General features: G+C 57.6%; 25 protein-coding genes, 1 pseudogene and 1 riboswitch. Of the genes and pseudogenes, 15 read left to right on the top strand and 11 right to left on the bottom strand.

Annotated features, from left to right (window positions below):
- Positions 1-73 precede the first annotated feature (73 nt).
- The 3 genes and pseudogenes from AC0XWG_RS22055 to puuE all read left to right on the top strand — a co-directional run bounded on the left by AC0XWG_RS22055 (position 74) and on the right by puuE (position 2,478).
- Positions 74-790 carry a GntR family transcriptional regulator gene (locus AC0XWG_RS22055; RefSeq protein ID WP_475681066.1) on the top strand — a complete coding sequence of 239 codons (717 nt, stop codon included), beginning with the start codon at positions 74-76 and terminating at the stop codon, positions 788-790.
- Positions 790-1,661: pseudogene (hpxA, locus tag AC0XWG_RS22050) on the top strand (allantoin racemase). The gene AC0XWG_RS22055 and the pseudogene hpxA overlap by 1 nt, the downstream one beginning before the upstream one ends.
- Positions 1,579-2,478: an allantoinase PuuE gene (gene puuE / locus AC0XWG_RS22045; RefSeq protein ID WP_229255562.1), complete on the top strand. Its 900-nt coding sequence runs from the start codon at positions 1,579-1,581 to the stop codon at positions 2,476-2,478. The pseudogene hpxA and the gene puuE overlap by 83 nt, the downstream one beginning before the upstream one ends.
- A gap of 49 nt (positions 2,479-2,527) precedes the next feature.
- Here the strand turns inward: puuE and hpxZ are convergent, their stop codons facing one another.
- Genes hpxZ through hpxW form a run of 4 tightly spaced genes read right to left on the bottom strand, consistent with a single transcriptional unit; the run spans position 2,528 to position 6,087 of the window.
- Entirely contained in the window at positions 2,528-2,914 is a 387-nt protein-coding gene (gene hpxZ, locus AC0XWG_RS22040; RefSeq protein WP_108090272.1) for an oxalurate catabolism protein HpxZ, read from the bottom strand.
- Entirely contained in the window at positions 2,911-4,308 is a 1,398-nt protein-coding gene (locus AC0XWG_RS22035; protein WP_332617483.1) for an AtzE family amidohydrolase, read from the bottom strand. The genes hpxZ and AC0XWG_RS22035 overlap by 4 nt, the downstream gene beginning before the upstream one ends.
- Positions 4,305-4,493: an oxalurate catabolism protein HpxX gene (gene hpxX, locus AC0XWG_RS22030; protein WP_028019140.1), complete on the bottom strand. Its 189-nt coding sequence runs from the start codon at positions 4,491-4,493 to the stop codon at positions 4,305-4,307. Before hpxX ends, AC0XWG_RS22035 begins: the two co-directional genes overlap by 4 nt.
- A gap of 10 nt (positions 4,494-4,503) precedes the next feature.
- Positions 4,504-6,087, bottom strand: coding sequence for an oxamate amidohydrolase (gene hpxW, locus AC0XWG_RS22025; protein WP_475681065.1), 1,584 nt, complete (start codon positions 6,085-6,087; stop codon positions 4,504-4,506).
- 142 nt (positions 6,088-6,229) lie between these two features.
- Between hpxW and hpxU the strand changes: the two genes are divergently transcribed.
- From hpxU to hpxK, 7 genes are all read left to right on the top strand, one after another.
- A complete protein-coding gene (gene hpxU, locus AC0XWG_RS22020) occupies positions 6,230-7,069 on the top strand; it encodes a MurR/RpiR family transcriptional regulator HpxU (RefSeq protein ID WP_049008433.1) in 840 nt (279 codons plus the stop codon).
- Between the two features lie 191 nt (positions 7,070-7,260).
- On the top strand, positions 7,261-8,043 hold the full coding sequence (locus AC0XWG_RS22015) for a transporter substrate-binding domain-containing protein (RefSeq protein ID WP_049008434.1): 783 nt from the start codon (positions 7,261-7,263) through the stop codon (positions 8,041-8,043).
- Positions 8,044-8,047: 4 nt separating this feature from the next.
- A complete protein-coding gene (locus tag AC0XWG_RS22010; protein ID WP_028019136.1) occupies positions 8,048-8,713 on the top strand; it encodes an amino acid ABC transporter permease in 666 nt (221 codons plus the stop codon).
- On the top strand, positions 8,713-9,369 hold the full coding sequence (locus tag AC0XWG_RS22005; RefSeq protein WP_475681129.1) for an amino acid ABC transporter permease: 657 nt from the start codon (positions 8,713-8,715) through the stop codon (positions 9,367-9,369). Before AC0XWG_RS22010 ends, AC0XWG_RS22005 begins: the two co-directional genes overlap by 1 nt.
- On the top strand, positions 9,350-10,087 hold the full coding sequence (locus AC0XWG_RS22000) for an amino acid ABC transporter ATP-binding protein (protein WP_008499843.1): 738 nt from the start codon (positions 9,350-9,352) through the stop codon (positions 10,085-10,087). The genes AC0XWG_RS22005 and AC0XWG_RS22000 overlap by 20 nt, the downstream gene beginning before the upstream one ends.
- A gap of 15 nt (positions 10,088-10,102) precedes the next feature.
- On the top strand, positions 10,103-11,344 hold the full coding sequence (locus AC0XWG_RS21995) for a pyridoxal-phosphate-dependent aminotransferase family protein (protein WP_475681064.1): 1,242 nt from the start codon (positions 10,103-10,105) through the stop codon (positions 11,342-11,344).
- Positions 11,341-12,570, top strand: a complete 1,230-nt coding sequence (gene hpxK / locus AC0XWG_RS21990) for an allantoate amidohydrolase (RefSeq protein WP_475681063.1) — start codon at positions 11,341-11,343, stop codon at positions 12,568-12,570. Before AC0XWG_RS21995 ends, hpxK begins: the two co-directional genes overlap by 4 nt.
- Here the strand turns inward: hpxK and cybB are convergent.
- Positions 12,563-13,114: a cytochrome b561 gene (gene cybB, locus AC0XWG_RS21985; protein WP_475681062.1), complete on the bottom strand. Its 552-nt coding sequence runs from the start codon at positions 13,112-13,114 to the stop codon at positions 12,563-12,565. The genes hpxK and cybB overlap by 8 nt on opposite strands.
- A gap of 95 nt (positions 13,115-13,209) precedes the next feature.
- A complete protein-coding gene (locus tag AC0XWG_RS21980; protein WP_475681061.1) occupies positions 13,210-14,211 on the bottom strand; it encodes a magnesium transporter in 1,002 nt (333 codons plus the stop codon).
- A gap of 60 nt (positions 14,212-14,271) precedes the next feature.
- Positions 14,272-14,441, bottom strand: a riboswitch (M-box (ykoK) riboswitch).
- Between the two features lie 159 nt (positions 14,442-14,600).
- Here AC0XWG_RS21980 and AC0XWG_RS21975 point away from each other — a divergent pair.
- Positions 14,601-15,104 carry a DedA family protein gene (locus AC0XWG_RS21975; protein WP_049008442.1) on the top strand — a complete coding sequence of 168 codons (504 nt, stop codon included), beginning with the start codon at positions 14,601-14,603 and terminating at the stop codon, positions 15,102-15,104.
- Between the two features lies 1 nt (position 15,105).
- Here AC0XWG_RS21975 and AC0XWG_RS21970 read toward each other — a convergent pair whose 3' ends face one another.
- Positions 15,106-15,855: an SDR family oxidoreductase gene (locus AC0XWG_RS21970; RefSeq protein WP_128348145.1), complete on the bottom strand. Its 750-nt coding sequence runs from the start codon at positions 15,853-15,855 to the stop codon at positions 15,106-15,108.
- 100 nt (positions 15,856-15,955) lie between these two features.
- Between AC0XWG_RS21970 and AC0XWG_RS21965 the strand changes: the two genes are divergently transcribed.
- Positions 15,956-16,315, top strand: a complete 360-nt coding sequence (locus AC0XWG_RS21965) for a winged helix-turn-helix transcriptional regulator (RefSeq protein WP_475681060.1) — start codon at positions 15,956-15,958, stop codon at positions 16,313-16,315.
- 1 nt (position 16,316) lies between these two features.
- Here AC0XWG_RS21965 and AC0XWG_RS21960 read toward each other — a convergent pair whose 3' ends face one another.
- Positions 16,317-17,111, bottom strand: coding sequence for an SDR family NAD(P)-dependent oxidoreductase (locus tag AC0XWG_RS21960; protein ID WP_475681059.1), 795 nt, complete (start codon positions 17,109-17,111; stop codon positions 16,317-16,319).
- Between the two features lie 126 nt (positions 17,112-17,237).
- Positions 17,238-17,681, bottom strand: coding sequence for a winged helix-turn-helix transcriptional regulator (locus tag AC0XWG_RS21955; RefSeq protein WP_114978276.1), 444 nt, complete (start codon positions 17,679-17,681; stop codon positions 17,238-17,240).
- Positions 17,682-17,832: 151 nt separating this feature from the next.
- Between AC0XWG_RS21955 and agp the strand changes: the two genes are divergently transcribed.
- Positions 17,833-19,074 (top strand): bifunctional glucose-1-phosphatase/inositol phosphatase, encoded by a 1,242-nt coding sequence (gene agp, locus AC0XWG_RS21950; protein ID WP_237992211.1) that lies wholly within the window; start codon positions 17,833-17,835, stop codon positions 19,072-19,074.
- Positions 19,075-19,106: 32 nt separating this feature from the next.
- Here the strand turns inward: agp and AC0XWG_RS21945 are convergent, their stop codons facing one another.
- Both AC0XWG_RS21945 and wrbA read right to left on the bottom strand, forming a co-directional pair.
- Positions 19,107-19,334, bottom strand: a complete 228-nt coding sequence (locus AC0XWG_RS21945; RefSeq protein ID WP_028019124.1) for a YccJ family protein — start codon at positions 19,332-19,334, stop codon at positions 19,107-19,109.
- Positions 19,335-19,352: 18 nt separating this feature from the next.
- Positions 19,353-19,949 (bottom strand): NAD(P)H:quinone oxidoreductase, encoded by a 597-nt coding sequence (gene wrbA / locus AC0XWG_RS21940; RefSeq protein ID WP_028019123.1) that lies wholly within the window; start codon positions 19,947-19,949, stop codon positions 19,353-19,355.
- 391 nt (positions 19,950-20,340) lie between these two features.
- Between wrbA and AC0XWG_RS21935 the strand changes: the two genes are divergently transcribed.
- Together AC0XWG_RS21935 and AC0XWG_RS21930 are read left to right on the top strand one after the other, a co-directional pair.
- Positions 20,341-20,511 (top strand): con-10 family general stress protein, encoded by a 171-nt coding sequence (locus AC0XWG_RS21935; RefSeq protein ID WP_001273664.1) that lies wholly within the window; start codon positions 20,341-20,343, stop codon positions 20,509-20,511.
- A gap of 117 nt (positions 20,512-20,628) precedes the next feature.
- On the top strand, positions 20,629-21,546 hold the full coding sequence (locus AC0XWG_RS21930; RefSeq protein WP_028019122.1) for a DMT family transporter: 918 nt from the start codon (positions 20,629-20,631) through the stop codon (positions 21,544-21,546).
- The last annotated feature ends 1 nt before the right edge of the window (position 21,547 follow it).

Below are 21,547 nucleotides of genomic sequence, written 5' to 3'. Positions count from 1 at the left end.
AATAAATCTTGTATGCAATATTTTATTTTTATGTATACGATTCGATATCGGAAAGTAAAAAGTGGAGTGGGTAATGAACAACGTAAACAGTCTGCACGCCGCGCCAGACCTGCAGGACAAAGACGAATCCATCTTTCAGGCGTTGATGACTGCGATTGTCGAACATCAGCTACTGCCGGGGAGTAAGTTGCCGGAAGAAGCGCTGGCCGAGGTCTTCGGCGTGAGCCGCACGGGCATCCGCAAGGTGCTGCAACGACTCGCGGCTGTGCAAATGGTCACGTTAACGCCCAAACGTGGTGCACATGTCGCCAGCCCGACAGTAGAAGAGGCGCAACATATCTTTCGCACACGTGCTCTGCTGGAGGTTGCCAACCTGCCGGATGTACTTGCCCACTGCCAGCCGCCACATCTGGCAGCACTGGAAGCCATTATTCGTCAGGAGCAGCAGGCGCACGAGGCGTACGACGGCCCGGCGGCAATCCGCCATTCCGCCAATTTTCACATTCAGCTGCAGGCTATTTCCGGAAACCAGGTGCTGACGAAGATGGTGACCAGCCTGAGCCAGCGCTCCTCGCTGGTGATTGCCACCTGGGGAGCTCCGTGGCGTCAGGGTTGCCGCTGCAACGATCACGAACAGCTTGTGGAGCTGCTGCGCCAGAAAGCGCTCCAGCCGCTAAGCGATGCCCTGATGCACCATTTTGAACATATCGTCGCCAGCCTCTGCTTCGAGCGGGCGGGCGAGTGCCTGCCTGATTTTGCCCGGCTGTTTGCCGGCCACAAGGAGTCGTAATGTCTGTCTGTATACAAGTGATCAACCCCAACACCAGCCTCGCGATGACGGAAACCATCGGCGCGGCGGCCCGGGCGGTGGCGTCGCCGGGTACGGAGATCCTCGCGGTCTGTCCGACTGCAGGCGTGCCGTCGATAGAAGGCCATTTTGATGAGGCCATTGCCGCCGTTGGTGTCCTTGAGCAGATCAAAAAAGGCAGAGAGCAGGGCGTATCGGGTCACGTAATTGCCTGCTTTGGCGATCCGGGCCTGCTGGCGGCGCGCGAGCTGGCGCAGGGGCCGGTTGTCGGTATTGCTGAAGCCGCCATGCATATGGCCACGCTGGTGGCGACACGCTTTTCTATTGTCACCACGCTGCCGCGCACGCTGATCATCGCCCGTCACCTGCTGCACCAGTATGGCTTTCAGGATCATTGTGCAGCCCTGCACGCCATCGAGCTCCCGGTGCTGGCGCTGGAAGACGGCAGCGGTCTGGCGCAGGAAAAAGTACGCACGCGTTGTATACAGGCACTGAAAGAAGATGGCTGCGGGGCCATTGTGCTGGGCTGCGGAGGTATGGCGACGCTGGCGCAGGAGCTGACGCGCGAGCTGCGTGTGCCGGTCATCGACGGCGTCAGCGCGGCGGTAAAAATGGTGGAGTCGCTGGTAGCGTTGGGGTTATCGACCAGCAAGCATGGGGACCTGGCGTTCCCGGAGAAAAAAGCGTTAAGCGGGCAGTTTCAGGCATTAAATCCATTTTAATTTTGGGGGGTGGCAATGGGGCTTTTTGAACAGGATTACCCGCGGGATCTGCGTGGCTACGCAGGTACTCCGCCGCACGCGCAGTGGCCGAATCAGGCGCGCATCGCCGTGCAGTTTGTGCTCAATTATGAAGAAGGGGCGGAAAACCACGTTCTGCACGGCGATGCCGGTTCAGAGCAATTCCTGTCGGATATCATCGGTGCAGCCAGCTACCCCGATAAACATATGTCCATGGACTCCCTCTACGAATACGGCAGCCGCGCCGGGTTCTGGCGGATCCACAATGAATTTCAAAAGCGCGGTCTGCCGCTGACGGTCTTTGGCGTGGCGATGGCGCTGGCGCGTCACCCGGAGATCGTTGAGGCGATCAAAGCGGCGGATTACGACGTGGTCAGTCACGGCTGGCGCTGGATCCATTATCAGAATATGGACATCAGCCAGGAGCGTGAACATCTGCAGAAAGCGGTGCATGTGCTGACCGATCTGTTTGGCAAGCCGCCGACCGGCTGGTACACCGGACGCGACAGCCCTAACACGCGTCAGCTGGTGGTGGAGCACGGTGGTTTTGACTACGACAGCGACTACTATGGCGATGATTTACCCTTCTGGACGGAAGTGGCGTGCGGCGACGGTACCCGTAAACCACACCTGATTGTGCCATACACGCTGGATGCGAACGACATGCGCTTCGCGACCGCGCAGGGGTTTAACACCGCCGAGCAGTTTTATACGTATCTGAAGGACAGCTTTGATGTGCTGTATGAAGAGGGAGAAAGCGCGCCGAAGATGATGTCTATCGGCATGCACTGCCGCCTGCTGGGGCGTCCGGGGCGTTTTCGCGCGTTGCAGCGCTTTCTTGATTATGTGCAGCAGCATGAGCGGGTGTGGGTCTGTACCCGTCAGCAGATTGCCGACCACTGGCGGGAAGTGCATCCGTTTCAGAAGTAATGTGTCGTGTTTAGCCGGGTGGCGGTTACGCCTTACCCGGCCAGCTATCTTACGACATCACACTCACCTGTGCCGCCACGATCCGCCACCCACACGCAAACCGCACCCACGTCTGCTGCTGGCGTCCAATGCGTTCTGTGCCTTCGCGGGTAAACTCGGTGCTGCACACGGCGTAATCTTCACCGAAGGTGGTGATCAAGGTGCGACGCAACGTCCGCTGCAACCCGGCGGACGGACGTGCCGCGCGAAAGGCGCGGATTTCCTCAATGCCGTACAGGTTTTCTCCGGCGCCCAGCCGCACGGTGTTTTTATCGTGCCAGAACAGCTCGTCCAGCACCGCAATGTTGTTGCTCACCAGCGCGTCTTCATAGCGGTAAAACGCGGCCGTCACCTCTGTAACCACCCACGGGAGGTTAATGTCATCGTGATTCATCATGCTGCACTCTCCGCCGGACGGGCATCGGTTATTCCTCTCTCTTCCAGAACCCGCGCCACGCGCAGGCAGGCCTGCTCGTTAAACGGCGCGGCAATCAACTGCAGGCCAATCGGCGCACCTACGGCGGTGCGTAGCGGAACGGTGGTGACGGGTAAACCCAGAAACGAAATCGGCTGCGTCAGCATCCCCATGCTGGCGCGAACGGGTAGCTGCTGACCGTTGATTTCCATGAATTGCTCGCCAATCAGCGTGGCGCTGCGTGGCGTTGCCGGGGCGATAAGGATATCAGCCTGGGCGAATAAGGTTTTGAACGCCTGCCGGGCGTGCGCGCGAAAACGCTGGGCCTGGATGTACCAGGCGGAGGGGATCATCGCCCCGGCCAGCAGCCGCTCACGCGAGTGTGGTTCGAATCGTTCAGGCTCGCCGCGAAGCGCGGGCAGGTACTGATTTCCTCCTTCGGAGGCGCTGATGATAAACGCTGCGGAACGTGCCAGTTCGGCATCCGGGAAATGCAGTTCATCCTGCACGTCGAGCGCTTTTGCCACCCGCGCTACGGCGTCGCGGGCGTCCGCGTCGCACCAGGTGGTGAAATAGCCGCCAAGCACGGCGCAGCGCAGACCATCAAGCCCGCGATCGAGCAAGGGACGCGTCTGTTCGCGCGAGCTTTCTGCCTGAAAACCGTCGCTGGTATCCCGCCCTTGCAGCGCGTCGTATACCGACGCCAGATCGCTCACGCGGCGGGCAAACGGGCCGATATGGTCCAGACTTGCCACAAAAGGATGGCTACCGGAGCGCGATAAGCGGCCAAAAGTGGGCTTCAGGCCATATATCCCGCACAGGGAAGCCGGAACGCGAATGGAGCCGTTGGTGTCGGTTCCGAGCGAAAAGTGCACCAGCCCGGCGGCAACGGCGGCGGCAGATCCGCCGGACGATCCCCCCGCAATGCGCGCCATATCGTGCGGGTTATGCGTCGCGCCGTAGTGGCTATTTTCAGTGGTAAAGCCGTAGGCGTAGGCATCCATATTAACCATCCCGGTCAGCAACCCGCCGGCACTGCGCAACTGACGTACCGCAAAGCTGTCTGCGGCAGCGGCAGGGCGCTGGCTGAACAGTTCCGCCCCGGCAAGCGTGGTGTGTCCGGCAACGTCAAACAGGTTTTTCACCGCGTAGGGCACGCCTGCCAGCGGCGGCAATGGTCGCTTTTCCCGGCGCAGGGTGTCTATATTTTCTGCCTCGGCCAGCATGCGTTCTTCCGTTACGGCGGTCCAGGCGTTGATCTGCGGGTTAACGCGGGCAATTGCCTCAAGCGTCTGGCGGGCAATCTCGCTCGCGCTCAGCTCGCCCGCGCTCAGGGCCTGCTGGATCGCGCTGATACTCATCTCGTGTAGCGTCATGCTTTATACACTCCTGCAATCTCCAGACGGTCGTCGAGCGGCAGCGCCATCAGCGGCGCGGCCATGGCGGCAATGCGGCTGAACTGCAATTGCAGTTCGGCGCGACGGGGGGCGTCCAGCGTCACGCCGAGCACGGTTTCCATTTGCGCCAGATACGCGTGCCAGTCGGGTTGTTGTGTCGTCATTGTTTTCTCCTCAGAATCCGGCAGCCGCGCCGTTGCTGCGCGGGTCAAATGCCCCTTCGAACAGGCCGTTCGGGTGGCGGACAATCGCGCCCGCGTGGCCCATGGCTTCACTGAAGTCTGGGAATATTTCCACCTCATGACCCAGCGTCCGGAGCTGAGAAACCGTCTCAGCAGTGAAGCGGCCTTCCAGTTTTAACGTGTCCGAGGTTTGTCCCCAGGTGCGTCCCAACAGCCAGCGCGGGCGGGAGATGCTCTCCTGCAGCGGAACGCCCTGAACGACGTAGCGGGTAAAGAGCGTGGCCTGGGTTTGTGGTTGCCCGTCACCGCCCATCGAACCGTAGACCATCACGCGCCCGTCGTTCAGCCGTGCCGCCGCCGGGTTGAGGGTATGGAAGGGCTGTTTGCCAGGGGCAAGCGACAGAAGATGATCGGGGTCGAGGCTGAAAGAGGCGCCCCGGTTCTGCCAGACGATGCCGGTATCGGGTAGCACCACGCCGCTGCCGAACTCGTGATAAATACTCTGGATAAACGACACGGCAAGCCCGCTGTTATCCATCACGCCCATCCACACCGTATCGCCGGGGCCTTTTCCGGTGCCCCACGGTGCGGCGAGGCTGTCGTCAATGTGTCCGGCAAGCGTCTGAAGGGCAGCGGGTTCCAGCAGGCTCTGGATATCGGTTTTCAGCTCGCGCGGGTCGGTGATGTGGGCATCGCGCAGGCCAAAGGCCAGCTTGGTGGCTTCAACGATGCGGTGAATGGTTTCGGCGTCGTCGGCCTTCGCCATATTCAGGCGATCGGTAATGCCGAGTATTGCCAGCGAGACCAGCCCCTGCGTCGGCGGGGCGAGGTTAAAGACTTCTCCCTGCTGATGCTGCAAGCGCAGCGGCGTGGTGCGCCGGGCGGCATGCGCGTGTAAATCGGCCAGCGTAACGGGCAGACCCAGTTTCGCCATTCCCCGCGCCAGGCTCTCTGCCAGCGGGCCGCGGTAAAAGCTGTCCAGACCGTCCTCTACCAGGCGCGTCAGGGTCGTGGCCATGGCGGGCTGGTAAAAACGGCTCCCGACCTGCGGCGGTTTGCCGTCCACCAGCCAGGTTTCCGCGAATCCTGGGATCTCTTTCAGTTCCTCGTATTTACTGGCCGTGGCGCAGGCCTGAGAGGCAGTGACCGGCGTGCCATTCTGCGCGTAATCAATGGCGTCGGCCAGCAGGCGAGCCAGCGGCAGCGCCTTGCCGGTCATCTCGCGCGAGACCTTAAGCGCCTCGTCCCAGCCGCTGACCGTTCCGGCGACGGTCAGCGCCGCCTGAGGTCCGCGATGGGGAATATGTGCCAGCCCGTCGTAGGCGGCGAGCGTTGCCAGCGAACCCGCCGCACCGCTGGCGTCAATGGCGATCGGATCGCCTTCAGGCGGCACGATAAGCCAGAAGCCATCGCCACCCAGCCCGTTCATGTGCGGGTAAACCACGGCAACGGTGGCTGCCGCTGCGACCATCGCTTCTATCGCGCTGCCGCCTTCGCGCAGTACTGCCAGCGCGCTCTGGCTGGCAAGATGGTGGGGTGCAACGGCCATGCCGTGCGTGGAGACATTACTTTGCATGAAGCGTCCTCGTAACTCTGAAAGTCACAAGGTGCTGCAAAAGCTGTTCCAGTTCTGAAAGAAAAGTTTCAGTAAACTGGCACGTATAATGAAGGGTAGAATCAAAGGCAAAATGTGATGAAACAAAAGTTACAGAGGCGCTATGGAACAACTGGATGAACGTCTGAAAGCACAATACCCGTCACTGTCGCCGCAGGAGCAGCGGGTGGCGGATTTTATTTTCGATCACTTTGACGACCTGATTAGCTACAACAGCGCCGAGCTGGCGCAGCTCAGCGGGGTGTCGAAAGCCACCGTGAGTCGCCTGTTTAAGCGTCTTGGCTATGAGAAATATAAGGACATGCGCGACGAACTGCGCACGCTGCGCCAGAGCGGGATGCCGCTTACCGATAACCGTGACGCGGTGCAGGGTAATACGCTGCTGGCACGTCACTATAAACAGGAGATGGCGAACCTGACCCAGTGGGTCAATGCCCTCGACGCGCAGCAGTTTGCCGAGGCGATGGCCTGCATGGTGAAAGCGCGGCGCATTATCATTATTGGTATGCGTAACGCCTATCCGGCAGCCTTGCATCTCCGCCAGCAGCTGCTGCAGGCGCGCGGACAGGTGCTGGTGCTGCCGCAGCCCGGGCAGAGCCTGAGCGAGGAGCTGGTAGATTTAACCGCTGACGACCTGGTTATCATGATGGCTTTTCGCCGTCGCCCGCGTATTGTCCGCCCGCTGATGCAGCAGCTTCAGCAAAGCGGAATTCCGGTGCTGCTGATGTGCGAGCCGCAGGCGCACAGCCTGTTTCCGCTGGCGAGCTGGCAGCTTTGCGCCCCGCTGGACAGCGTTTCGGCCTATGACAGCTACTCCTCGGTCAACAGCCTGATCAACCTGCTGGCGAATGCCTTCCTGCATGAGATTCTCGATAAAGGCCGTCCGCGCATTCACGAGATTGCCTCCCTCTACCAGCAACTGGACGAACTCGAACAACGATAATGGGGCATCAGGCTGGTGCTTTGCATCTAAATGGTGCATATGGCGGGTCGGGAAAACACGCGTTTTTTCGACCCGCCTGCGTTTTATATGGCTTTACAAGAATATTTTCCGCTTCGCCTTATCTGGCACATTAGTTGCAAAATCACATTCAAAGAATCTTTTGTTTCATGTTAACGTTACGGGGAAGCACCATGAAAAAACTGTTGATTGCACTGACCGGGGCCGTATGTCTCTTCACACAACTGCCCGCAAAGGCGGACCAGCTTCAGGATATTGAGAAACGCGGCACCATCCGCATCGCCGTTCCGCAGGATTTCCCGCCGTTTGGCTCGGTGGGGACCGATCTGCAGCCGCAGGGGTATGACATCGACATGGCGCGTTATCTGGCTAAACAGATGAAGCTCAAGCTACAGCTGGTACCCGTGACCAGCGCCAACCGCGTGCCGTACCTGCAAACCGATAAGGTGGATCTGGTCATTTCAAGCCTCGGTAAAAACCCGGAGCGCGAGAAGGTTATCGATTTTAGCCGCGCCTACGCACCGTTCTTCCTCGGCGTGTTTGGCCCGAAAGGGGCAGAGCTGAAAGATGCCGCCGCGCTGAGCGGAAAAACCATCGGCGTGACGCGCGGGGCGGTGGAGGACATGGTGCTGACCAGCCTGGCACCGAAAGACGCTGACGTGAAACGCTATGAAGACAACAACACCACGCTGTCTGCCTACCTTTCCGGGCAGGTACAGTATGTGGCCACCGGCAACCTGGTGGTGGCGGCCATTTCCCGCCAGAACGCGGCTAAAGCCCCGGTACCGAGCTTTATGCTGAAGGACTCACCGTGCTTTATTGGGCTGAAAAAGAATGAACCGGCGCTGAAAGCAAAAGTGGATGCGTTGATTGAACAAGGCATCAAAGACGGCACGCTGAACGGCCTGTCTGAGCAATGGCTGAAAGCTCCGCTGCCGGCAAACCTTGGCGTCTGAGCCGATGACAGAGCAACTTCATTTCTCCGAACTCTGGCCACACTGGCCGGAGTTGCTGGCGGGGTTGTGGGTCACCATTCAACTGACCGTTATGGCAACTTTCGGCGGCCTGGCAATCGGTATTTTTGGGGCGGCCATTCGCAGCGGGCGGGCTACGTGGTTCAGCCGGATCTGGGGCGGTTACGTGGAGATTATTCGTAACACGCCGTTTGTGGTACAGCTGTTTTTTATCGTTTTCGGCCTGCCTAATCTGGGGCTGAAAATGACAGCCGGGGAAGCGGCACTGCTGGCGATGGTGGTGAATCTGGGGGCGTACAGCACCGAGATTATCCGGGCAGGCATTCAGGTCACGCCGAAAGGGCAGTGGGAGGCCGGACGCGTGCTGGGGCTCACCCGCCTGCAGACCTTTATTCGCGTGGTGCTGCCGCCTTCGCTGCAGCGCATTTACCCGGCGCTGGTGAGCCAGTGCATTATCGTAATGCTCGGCTCGTCGGTGGTGTCGCAGGTCTCGTATGAAGAGCTGACCTTCGCCGCCAACCTCATCCAGTCCCGAACGTTTTTGAGCTTTGAGGTTTACCTGGTGACAACCGGCATTTACTTAGCGCTGTCGATTACCCTGCGCCAGCTGATGATGGCGGCAGGACGGAAATGGCTGGGGGTGCAGGCATGATGACCACCTTTACCGACTGGGACATTATTCGCAACCTGCTGCTGGCCGGGCGCTGGACGGTGCTGCTGTCGCTGGTGGCGTTTATCGGCGGGGCGGTTGTGACGCTGCCGCTCCTGCTGCTGCGCCTCACGGGTGGACGCACGGTGAAGCGCATCATCCGCGGCTATATCGAGCTGTTTCAGGGCACGCCGCTGCTAATGCAGCTATTCCTGGCCTTCTTTGGCGTGGCGCTGTTCGGCATCGACGTTTCGCCGTGGACCGCCGCCTCGCTGGCGCTGACGTTCTACACCAGTGCCTTTTTGCTCGATATCTGGTTTGGCAGCATTCGTGCCCTGCCAAAAGGACAGTGGGAAGCGTCGCGCTGTCTCGGGCTGACGTTTGGCCAGACGCTGTTTCGCGTGGTCGCCCCGCAGGCGCTACGTATCGGCATCGCCCCAACGGTCGGTTTTGCCGTGCAGGTGATCAAAGGTACTGCGCTGGCGTCGATTATCGGCTTTATCGAGCTGACCAAGGCCGGGACGATGCTGACTAACGTCACGTACCAGCCGTTTAAGGTCTTTGCGCTGGTGGCGCTGGGCTACTTTATTCTGTGTTATCCGCTGTCCCGCTACAGCCGCTATCTGGAGACGAAATTCAATGCCTCTCATCACCATTAATCAGGTGCAGAAGTACTACGGCGATAACCATGTGCTCAAGGGGGTCGATCTGGATATCGACATGGGCCAGGTCATTTCGATTATCGGGCGCAGCGGGTCGGGGAAAAGCACGTTGCTGCGCTGCATCAACGGTCTGGAAGGGTATCAGGACGGCAGCATCAAACTCGGCGGCATGACCATTACCGACCGGGATTCCCAGGCGCGTGAAATCAGCCGCTCGGTCGGTATGGTGTTCCAGAGCTTCAACCTGTTCCCGCACATGACGGCGCTGGAAAACGTGATGCTGGCCCCGCGTCGTGTGCTGAAAAAAAGCGCCGCCGAATGCCGCGAGCTGGCGCAGCGCATGCTGGAGAAAGTCGGCCTCGGTGACCGTCTGGATTACTACCCGTCGAGCCTCTCCGGCGGCCAGCAGCAGCGCGTGGCGATTGCCCGCGCCCTGGCGATGTCGCCTAAAGTTTTACTCTGTGACGAGATCACCTCCGCACTTGACCCGGAGCTGGTGGGCGAAGTGCTCAAAGTGCTGGAGCAACTGGCGGCCGAAGGGATGACGCTGATACTTGTTACCCATGAAATGAATTTTGCCCGCGAAGTGGGCGACCGCGTGGTGTTTATGCACCAGGGGAAAGTCTGGGAGCAGGGCGACAGCAAAACGCTGTTTGCTAACCCGCAGACCACAGAACTGAAACAGTTCATCTCTTCCGTGCGCGGCCTCAATTAACCTAAGGACACAAAGATGGACATCGCTCAATTTCCGCAAATCAACCCGCCGCAGCGCCTGCTGATGGGGCCGGGCCCGATCAACGCCGACCCGCGCGTGCTGCGCGCCATGTCGAGCCAGCTGATCGGCCAGTACGATCCGGCCATGACCCACTACATGAACGAGGTGATGGCGCTCTATCGCGGTGTATTCCGCACCGAAAACCGCTGGACGATGCTGGTGGACGGCACATCCCGCGCGGGGATAGAAGCGATTCTGGTGTCAGCCATTCGTCCAGGGGACAAAGTGCTGGTACCGGTCTTTGGCCGCTTCGGTCATCTGCTGTGCGAAATTGCCCGCCGCTGCCGCGCGGAGGTGCACACCCTCGAAGTACCCTGGGGCGAGGTGTTCACCCCAGACCAGGTTGAAGATGCCATCAAACGCGTGCGCCCGCGCCTGCTGCTGACCGTGCAGGGCGATACTTCCACCACCATGCTGCAGCCGCTCGCGGAGCTGGGTGCCATATGCCGCCGTTACGACGTGCTGTTTTATACCGATGCCACCGCATCGCTCGGCGGTAACGCGCTGGAGACTGACGCCTGGGGGCTGGACGCGGTCTCGGCAGGGATGCAGAAGTGCCTCGGCGGTCCGTCGGGCACATCGCCGATCACCCTTAGCGCGCGAATGGAGGAGGCGATCCGCCGCCGCAAGTGCGTTGAGGAGGGCATTCGTACCGATGCCCACCGCGACGGCGACGAGGAGATGATCTACTCCAACTACTTCGATCTCGGTATGGTGATGGACTACTGGGGGCCAGAGCGTCTCAACCACCACACCGAAGCGACCACCGCGCTGTTCGGCGCCCGCGAATGCGCGCGTCTGATCCTGCAGGAAGGGCTGGATAACGGCATCGCTCGCCACAAGCTGCACGGCGATGCGCTGCTGAAAGGCATTCAGGCGATGGGGCTGGAAACCTTCGGCGACCTGCAGCACAAGATGAACAACGTGCTGGGGGTGGTGATCCCTCAGGGCGTGAATGGCGATCGGGTGCGCAAGCTGATGCTGGAGGATTTCGGGATTGAAATCGGTACGTCATTTGGCCCGCTGCACGGCAAAGTGTGGCGCATTGGCACTATGGGCTACAACGCGCGTAAAGACTGCGTGATGACCACCCTGAGCGCGCTGGAGTCGGTACTCAATTACCTGAAATTTACCACTACGCAGGGCGCGGCGATGCAGGCCGCGTGGGACCACTATCGCAGTGAGACGCCAGAATGAGCCCGGCGGCAGAACGGGTGATGGCGCGCGCCGACGCGCTGGCCGCCATCAGCGAAAGCCCGGATGCGCTGACACGGGTATATCTCTCCACGCAGCATTTACAGGCCAACCAGCTGGTTGGGCAGTGGATGAGCCAGGCGGGGATGACCGTCTGGCAGGACAGCGTGGGTAATATTTGCGGACGTTACGAAGGCGAGCGAGAGGGCGCCCGGGCGGTGTTGCTGGGTTCGCACCTGGACACCGTGCGCAATGCCGGGCGCTACGACGGTATGCTTGGGGTGCTCACCGCCATCGAAGTGGTGGACAGTCTGCATCAACAGGGGATTCGCCTGGCGCAGGCTATCGAGATTGTTGGCTTTGGCGACGAAGAAGGCACCCGCTTTGGCATCACGCTATTAGGTAGCCGTGGTCTGACGGGAACCTGGCCGCAGGGCTGGCTGGAGACGTGCGATGCCGGTGGCATCAGCGTGGCGCAGGCGATGGTGCAGGCAGGACTCGATCCTTCACGCGTGGCACTGGCGGCGCGACATCAGGACGATTTCAGCGCATGTCTCGAGTTGCATATCGAACAGGGGCCGTGTCTGGAGCAGGAAGGTCTGGCGCTGGGGGTGGTGGAAGCCATTAACGGCGCACGCCGCCTCAACTGTCGCTTCATCGGTGAAGCCGGCCATGCCGGGACCGTGCCCATGAATCATCGCAAAGACGCACTGGCGGCGGCCGCTGAATGGATGATGCAGGTTGAAAACGCCACTCTGCAACACGGCGGTAATCTGGTCGCGACGGTCGGTGAGCTGCGCTGTTTTCCCGGTGCGGTGAACGTGATCCCCGGCGAGGTTGCGCTTTCGCTTGATATTCGTGGCCCGCAGGATGCGCCGCTTGATGCGCTGCTCGGTGAACTGCTGTTGCAGGCGCAGTCGATAGCGGCCCGACGCGGGATGCATTTTGCTGCCGAAGAGTTTTACCGCATCGCCGCCACGCCGTGCGATACGCGTTTGCAGCGTCTGCTGGGGGAGGCCGTTGAGTCGGTACAAGGGCGCTCGTTATCCCTGCCCAGCGGTGCCGGGCATGACACTATCGCCCTGGCGGAGCGCTGGCCGGTCGGGATGCTGTTCGTGCGTTGCAAGGGGGGCATCAGCCACCATCCGGCGGAGTCGGTGATGGCTGAAGATGTCGCGCTGGCGATTGAGGCGTTTGGGCTCGCGGTCACATCGCTGGCGTCTATTTAGTGTTTTTCCGGGTTCGTAATGCGGGCAGCATCCTTTCCAGGGTGTTGTCATGCATGACGTAATGGTGAAACAGCGCAGCGGCAGCGTGCAGACCAATCAGGTAATAACCGGCATTGGCGACGATCTCATGGACCTCTTTCAACCCGTGTTGCAGGTTCACGTCTGGTGTGGCCGCGACGGGCAGTGCGATCCCGAAAAACGACCACTCAATCTGACCGAAGTAAAGAGAGGCCATGCCCAGCAGAGGAAGTGAAATGAACATCAGGTAGATCAATCCGTGAAGGGATTTTGAGGCAATCTCCTGCCAGCGTGGCGGGGCAGGAACAATATCCGGATCGCTGTTTCGCAGCTTCAGCACCACTCTGAGGATCATCAGCAGCAGAACGCTTAGCCCTGCCGTGTAGTGGATCAGCACCATAGTGGTTCGCGCGGGTGTTCCCTTCGGTGCGAACCCTTTCAGGTTCATGGTGGCATAGGCGACGATAATCACCAGTAGGACCAGCCAGTGAATTATTATCTGGCTTCGTGCATAGCTGTTTTTCATTTTTAACTCACCTTACAGGGTTATAAGGTGAGTTATAGAAGAAATAACTTAAGCAGACATTAACGGTCTTAGCCTGGACGACAAGGCGCGTTAAATTACTCCAGCCCCAGCGTATATTGCGCGATCTTGAAGTAAATAATCAGCCCGGTACCGTCGATCAGCGTGGCGATAAACGGCGCGGAGACGACGGCCGGATCAATGCCACAGCGCTTAAGCACCATCGGAATGACGGACGAGACAATCGCACTCCACAGCGTAATGCAGACCAGGGTCAGACTGACGATGAGCGTGATTTCCATCCCAATACCCATCATCCAGGCACGAATACACCCGGCCAGGCCGAGCGTGGCGGCTATCATCAGCGAGGTGCTCATCTCTTTACGCAGCACGCGGCCAACATCACGCAGATGCACTTCCCCCAGCGCCATGGCGCGCACCAGCGTGGAGGTGATCTGCGTTCCGCTGTTACCACCGGTACCAATCAGCAGCGGGATAAAGAACGCCAGTGCGATGGCGGATTCCAGCGCCTCTTCAAAATGCTGGATCACCGAGCTGGTATAAGCTTCTGCGACAAACAACAGCAGCAACCAGACGGAGCGTTTCTTCCACAGACTGAAGGCGCTGGTTTCCAGATAGGGTTTCTCCAGCGGCAGAGTCGCCCCCTGAAGCTGAGCATCTTCGGTGACGTCATCTTCCAGCAGATGTGCAATTTCGCGCTCGGTGAGGCAGCCAACCAGCTTTCCATGGGTGACCACAGGCACGACATCCGCACCACCGTGCGCCAGCAGGACGGCGACATCGGCGCGTTCATCCTCCGGTTTGACCTGCAGAAACTGCGAGATCATCAGCGCCCTCACCGGTTGTACCGTATCGGTGGTCTGCAGTAATTTGCGCACCGCAATCATGCCCGCCAGGCGACCATTATCTTCGATAAAAATATGCGACGGAATATCATCATCTTTTAATTTCTCAAAGAATTGCTCGCGTGCCAGCGCCACGCATAATGAAATATCGAGGACAATAAAATCGGTATTCATATATTGCGCGATGGCGCTGTCATTGAATGCCAGGTTTTGGTTGTGGATAGCGTAAGACATAGTGAATTCCCTTTGAATAATAAAATCTCTCAGGGGCGAGCAAGACAGGGCATGTCGAAGAGGAGATCCCCACGTCCTGGTTTCAGCACTGTACACCGTATCCCGCGAGGGAAGTTATACTGACAAAGCCTTGATTCGACAGTGCCTGTTTTACCCTGTGCCGGTTCTCTCGAACCCACCAGAGCGATAACGTGTATTTGTACAGGAGCCTCGCCATAACGAGATCGTTGTAAAACGAAAGAAATAATACGCTTATTTTATTTTACCGCTCAGGATTTTAAATAATGTTTAAGAATGGTTTAGGAGAATCTTATTAATGGAATGTTGAAGGTTTATTTAAGGTTGTTCATTTTAAATGGAGAGTGAAAAGAAAAATGGAGGAGGGGAAAATGACATGGCTCGACAATCTGCTGAATCATTTTGCGCTTTATCCGGCACACCTTTTTGCGGTGTTGTTTATCATGGCACTGAGTAAATCGACGGTGCTGATCTCTTCCGTGCTGCCGCCTGCCTCGGTGATGCTATTGGCGGGCATTACCGTCAGCCAGGCTAGCATGCATCCTGCGCTGGCATGGCTGGCCGTGGTGATGGGCGCAACGGTGGGTTCGGTGCTGAATTACCATATCGGTCAGTTGATGGGGAACACGCGGTGGGTGGCACGCTTCACCGCAAAACATGCCGGCAAATTTTTACGGGTGCAACATCAGCTACAGAAAAACGGCGTGCTGGTGCTGTTCACTGCGCGTTTTCTGGCGGTGTTGCGCTATATCGTGCCGCTGGCAGCGGGTATGCTCAGGCTTAACGTGGCGAAGGTTTACGTTGTCAGTCTGTTCTCTGCGGCCGTATGGGCGGCGCTGTACGTCGGCATTGTTACCGGCATCAGCGCCTTTTGAACTACAGGTTTCCTGTTCCGCCGTCGACCAGCAGTTCCGTACCTACCGTGTAGCTCGATTCGTCAGAGGCCAGATAGAGTGCGGCTTTCGCCAGCTCTTTCGGCGTCCCCATTCTTCCCAGCGGGACAAGGTTTGCAATATCCCCCTGTAAGGCTTTCTGCGCTTCGGCGCTTAACCCCAGCTTGTTGAGCGCCGGGGTTTCTACCGGACCCGGGCTTAAACCGTTGACGCGAATGCCGCGCGACAGCAGCTCTGCTGATAGCGTGCGGGCCAGCGACAGTAAGCCCGCCTTGCTTGCCGCATAAACGCTGCTGGTAGGCAGACCGATACGCGCGCTCACGGACCCACAGAGGATCACTGAGGAAGGATTATTGAGCAGCGGTAGCAGGGCCTGAATCAAAAAAAACGGCCCTTTCAGGTTGATGCGCATCAGACGATCCCAGGCATCTTCCTGCCACTCTTCCAGCAGACCGTGCGTCACGTCTCCGGCGTTGATAAAGACGGCATCTAGCCGCGGCCAGCGCGAGGCGAGCGTCTCCGTCAGCGCTTTTTGTGCGGCGATATCTCCCGCATCAGAGGGGAGCACCCAGGCTTTGTCGCCCAGAATGCGTTGCGCTTCGGCAAGGGTTTCCGGATGACGTCCGGTGACGGCCACGTGCGCCCCTTCGGCGATAAACTCCTGCGCGGTGGCAAGGCCTATGCCGCTGGTTCCGCCGGTAATCAGCGTATATTTACCTGCTAAACGACCCATGTTCTTCTCCTGAAATGACTCTGGAGAAAGCACTATAGAAACGTTAGTATCGAAAGGAAACCAGGTACCGTTTGGATACTAATGAGGCAAGAGGTGTGCGATGGCGGAATTACTCGATGTTCCCGGCGAAAAAAAATCTGACGTTTATCTGTGTCCGATGACCCAGTTTGTGAACCTGATTTCGGGTAAATGGGCGATCCCGATCCTCTATCGCCTGATTGTGTTGAATACACCGGTTCGCTTTGGCGATCTGCTGCGCGCCGCCGCTCCCATTACGCAAAAAGAGCTAACGAAACAATTGCGTTTGTTCGAGCAGCGCGGGCTGGTGTCGCGCACGATTTACCCGGAGATCCCGCCGCGAGTGGAGTATCAGATAACTGAACTGGGGTTAACCCTACAGGGCGCGCTCTCGCCGCTGGTCGCCTGGATGCATGAATACGGCGACCAGCTCAAACGATAGACTACTGTTTGACATAGCGCGGTGCAGGAATACCGGTGCGCGCGCTGTTAAACAGCTCAAGACGTGCGACTTCGTAGCGTTCCCACAGGCTGACGTCATGCATCGGTGGAATGGTGATCAGTTCGCCCTGATCCAGACCCGCCAGCGATGCGTCGACCATATCGTCGGTCGTCATCACCGAGCCTTCCGGCAGATCGTTAACCGTCACGCCAGAATGACTCCAGATCTCTGTAGCCGTGGCGGCAGGTAAAACAGCCTGAATACGCACATTGCTGTCGGCAAACTCTTCCTGTAGTCCGCGGGTAAAGCTAAGCACCCACGCCTTGGTGGCACTGTACAGCGCGCTACCCGCCCGCACATGCAGGGACAATACCGAGGCGATATTGATCAGCGTACCGCGATTGTTTTGCGCCAGACGCGGCAGGATCGCATACGTCAAACGCATCAATGCCGTGGTGTTAAGGGTATTAATCGCCTGATGCTGTGCCACATCGCCTGCGAGGAAGGGCGCCATCTGCGCCGTGCCCGCGTTGTTAATCAGCGTGTCGATAGCGGTATTGCTGCGCAGTTCCTCTTCCACGGCGCGGATCCCGGTTTCCTCGGTCAGATCGGCGACCAGAATATCGACTGAGACGCCATAGCGCTTACGAAGATCCGCGGCCAGCGTTTGCAGACGTGCTTCACGTCGGGTGACCAGCACCAGATTGGTACCACGTGCAGCCAGCCGATCGGCATAAACAGCGCCAATTCCGGAAGAGGCGCCCGTAATCAGGGCGGTAGTGAGTTGCGTAGTCATCGTGTGTTACCTCTGAGCAAAGTGGGTTATTTGGTTTCAATATGAAACTTAATTTACTCTCTGCTATTTGGTTTTATAATGCAACCATTTTGCTGGCAATTTTTTGTTTTTGCCTGGCAATGAGGTTCAGGAAGGAAGTTTTGGCACGATCTCTTCAGGTGTCAGTTCGCGGCCATCGTCGGCGATAAGTGCCAGTTTACGCAGAGGTTTACGCTGTTCGGTATCGACCAGCACGGTACCGAATTCGTCTTCAGCAAACAAAAATTCATTGCCCCACTGCGACAGAGCAACCAGTACCGTCTGCAGGGCGCGCCCTTTATCGGTCAGGACATACTCCTGCCAGGCGCTGCCGTCGGATGCCGGCTGGAGCGTGAGGATACCTTCGTCGACCAGCAGTTTCAGACGCGTGGTCAGCATGTTTTTCGCAATACCGAGGCTTTTCTGGAACTCACCGAAGCGCGTAATCCCCCGCAGCGCGTCGCGAACAATCAGCAATGACCACCAGTCGCCGATGATATCCAGCGAACGGGCTACAGGGCAGGTGCTCTCTTCAAGACGGGTACGTTTCACAGTCAATTCTCCGGCGGGGTATGGTTTTATTATAAAACTAATCTGTCTACCGGGTAAGTCTGTTATTCATCAGTTTGAGAAATGCTTCCCGGAAAAGTGTTACGAATCTGTCACACTAAACGCGACATTTAAAACGAGTGAGGAATTAGGGATGAGAAAAGCACTACTCGCGCTGGCAATCGCCGGTTCCATTTCAGCGACATTTGGCGTGCAGGCGCAAGAGACGCCGGAAGGGTATCAGCTGGAGCAAGTTTTAATTATGAGTCGTCATAACCTACGCGCGCCGCTCGCCAATAACGGCAGCGTACTGGAACAATCGACGCCGAAGCAGTGGCCGGAATGGGAGGTACCAGGCGGTCAGCTCACCACCAAAGGTGGCGTGCTTGAAGTCTACATGGGCCATTACATGCGGGAATGGCTGGCTGAGCAGGGGATGGTGAAGACGGGAGAATGTCCGCCAGCGGATAGCGTCTACGCCTATGCCAACAGTCTGCAACGTACCGTTGCCACCGCGCAGTTCTTCATCACGGGGGCCTTCCCTGGATGCGATATCCCTGTGCATCACCAGGAAAAAATGGGCACCATGGATCCGACCTTTAATCCGGTGATTACCGATAACTCGCCTGAGTTCCGCGAAAAAGCGCTGAAGGCGATGGAAGCGGAACGGCAGAAAATGCAGCTCGGAGAAAGCTATAAGCTGCTGGAGCAGATGACCAATTATGCTGATTCGCCGTCCTGCAAAGAGAAGAAAATATGCTCGTTGGCGGACGCGAAAGATACCTTCAGCGCAGACTATGAAAAAGAACCCGGCGTATCCGGACCGTTGAAAGTGGGGAACTCGCTGGTCGATGCGTTTACGCTGCAGTATTACGAAGGTTTCCCGGCCGATAAGGTGGCCTGGGGAGAAATCAAAACCGACCAGCAGTGGCGCGTGTTGTCGAAGCTGAAGAACGGCTATCAGGATTCGCTGTTTACCTCCACCGAAGTGGCGCAAAACGTGGCGAAACCGCTGGTGAAATATATCGACAAAGCCCTGGTGACCGATCAGGCCAAAGCGCCAAAAATCACCGTGCTGGTGGGGCATGATTCGAACATTGCTTCGCTGCTCACCGCGCTGGATTTCAAACCGTATCAACTGCACGACCAGCAGGAACGTACCCCGATTGGCGGCAAGATTGTCTTCCAGCGCTGGCATGACAAAAATGCCAATCAGGAGCTGATGAAAATTGAGTATGTCTATCAGAGCTCGGAGCAGCTGCGAAACGCCAGCGTGCTGTCGCTGCAGTCTCCGGCGCAGCGCGTGACGCTGGAACTGAAGGGATGTCCGGTTGATGCCAACGGTTTCTGTCCGGTCGATAAATTCAATGCGGTAATCAACAACGCGGCGAAATAGAAGATACCCCCCGCCCTGGCGGGGGGATTGTTTCAGACGTTTTTACGTTCGATGGTTTGCTCACCCCAGAAGAGCGCGTCTTTGTCCGTCTTTTCGAAGGCGCGCATTAGCACTTCATCGCTGCCTTCTTCCCAAATCTGCTCTGCCAGCTTCTCGTCATATTTTGCGACTTCAAAAATGGCTTCGGCAATCTCCGGAGAGGTATTGCGTAAACTTGCCCATTCACCCACGCGGTGGGCTTTTGATTCTTGAGTAGGCATACTTGTCCTCCTGTTGGGTTAGCCGTTCAGTTTTTTGGCGAGACCTGCGACATATTCACCCTGATAGCGGGCGATAGTGAGCTCTTCATTGCTCGGCTGTCGGGAGCCATCGCCACCGGCAATGGTGGTTGCACCGTACGGTGTCCCGCCACGTACCTGAGAAACATCAAATAACTCCTGTGCGCCGTAGCCAATTGGCACAATGACCATTCCGTGATGAGCAAGGGTCGTCCAGGTTGAGGTGATGGTTTGTTCCTGGCCGCCACCGGTTCCGGTGGAGCTGAAGACGCTGGCAAGCTTGCCGTACAATGCGCCTGAGGCCCATAACCCGCCGGTTTGATCGAGGAAGGTGCGCATCTGGCCGGACATATTGCCAAAGCGGGTAGGTGTCCCGAAGATAATGGCATCGTAATCTGCCAGCTCCTGAGGCGTGGCGACCGGGGCATTTTGCGTTTTCCCCCCGGCCTTCGCGAAGGCTTCTGCCTGCATGGTTTCCGGTACGCGCTTCACCACAACCTCAACGCCATCCACCCTGTTTGCACCTTCTGCTACCGCGTGAGCCATGGTTTCGATGTGTCCATACATGGAATAATAGAGCACCAGAACTTTTGCCATTTTGCATCACTCCTCGTTTGTTTTTTCTGGCAGCGGATCGCTGCGTTCATTTAAAGATATGCCATCACAGCCAGACTGCAAAAATGAACGGCATTTCTTTGATTTATAACAAAATGGATGAGAAAACGCTTTGTAGCAAAATGAAACAACTTTTTGGCGGTCGATTTTTGAAACGATAAGAAAGGCTTATTAATGGCCGTTACGCAATCTCATACGAAAGGCTGAGATCATGTTGCAGGATATTACCTGTGACTTGCCTGATCGCCTCACTCCACTAAGCTTAGTCTCACGTGACACAGATAAAGGTACTCACCTGGTGTCGCGAGGTGAAAGAATCCTCTTTTACTGAATGCAATATGATGTCTAATGTTTCACATCCTGGAGGTTAGAGATGGCAAACCATCGTGGTGGTTCAGGTAATTTCGCTGAAGACCGTGAAAGAGCATCAGAAGCAGGTCGTAAAGGTGGCCAGTCCAGCGGGGGTAACTTCAAAAATGACCCTCAGCGCGCATCAGAGGCTGGCAAAAAAGGGGGTAAAAACAGCCATGGCAGTAACAAGTAATATGCCGGGCTGTACCCCTGCCGCCGGGGTTTCCCGGCGGTTTTTTTATTTCTGCAACATTGAACTGTAACCAAAGGCAACGCACACTACAGAATTGAGTTTAATTTCTGGTGCCGCATGTCTGTCTCACGCTTCAAATTCTCCGTTAAACCGCAGGAAGCCATCCTCATTCTTATCACCATGTTTTGGGGCGGGACCTTTCTGGCCGTCCAGTACGCGGTGACCCTCAGCGATCCGTTCTTTTTTGTTGGTCTGCGCTTTGCGACGGCAGCGATTGCCGTGGGGCTGATATCGCTTAAAACGCTGCGTGGACTGACGCTTAAAGAGCTTAAGGCGGGCATCGCAATCGGGGTGGCAATTGCGATGGGCTACAGCCTGCAAACGTGGGGGTTACAGACGATATCCAGCAGTAAATCGGCGTTTATCACTGCCATGTATGTACCGCTGGTGCCGTTACTGCAGTGGCTGTGTCTTGGGCGACTACCGGGGCTGATGTCCTGTATTGGCATCGTACTGGCGTTTATTGGTCTGATTTTACTTGCCGGGCCGGAAAACAACCTGCTGGCACTGGGGCCGGGGGAGATCATCACCCTGGTGGGGGCCATTGCCATTGCCGCGGAAATTATTCTGATCAGCGCCTGGGCGGGCAAGGTTGACGTTAAGCGCGTGACGGTGGTGCAGCTCGCTACGGCATCGCTAGTGGCGTTTGCTGCGATGGTTCCGGCAGGGGAGTCCGTGCCACCGATGTCCACCGGGTTGATTGTGGTCGCGCTGGGGTTGGGCATCTTTAGCGCCATTATTCAGGTCACTATGAACTGGGCGCAGCGCAGCGTATCCCCGACGCGGGCGACGGTGATCTACACAGGAGAACCCGTCTGGGCCGGGATTTTCGGGCGTCTCGCTGGAGAACGTTTACCGCTGCTGGCGCTGGTTGGTGCGGCGTTTATCGTCGTTGGGGTGTTGGTGAGTGAGCTAAAGCTCCGCAAGCGCCAAAGAGAGGTGAGTGATTTGACGGTTGAAAAAGGTTTTGATTGAA

The sequence above is a fragment of the Enterobacter sp. DVT3837 genome (assembly GCF_056238685.1).
The sequence above is the reverse complement of the archived record's forward strand: the minus strand, read 5'-3'. Positions and strand labels throughout refer to the sequence as shown.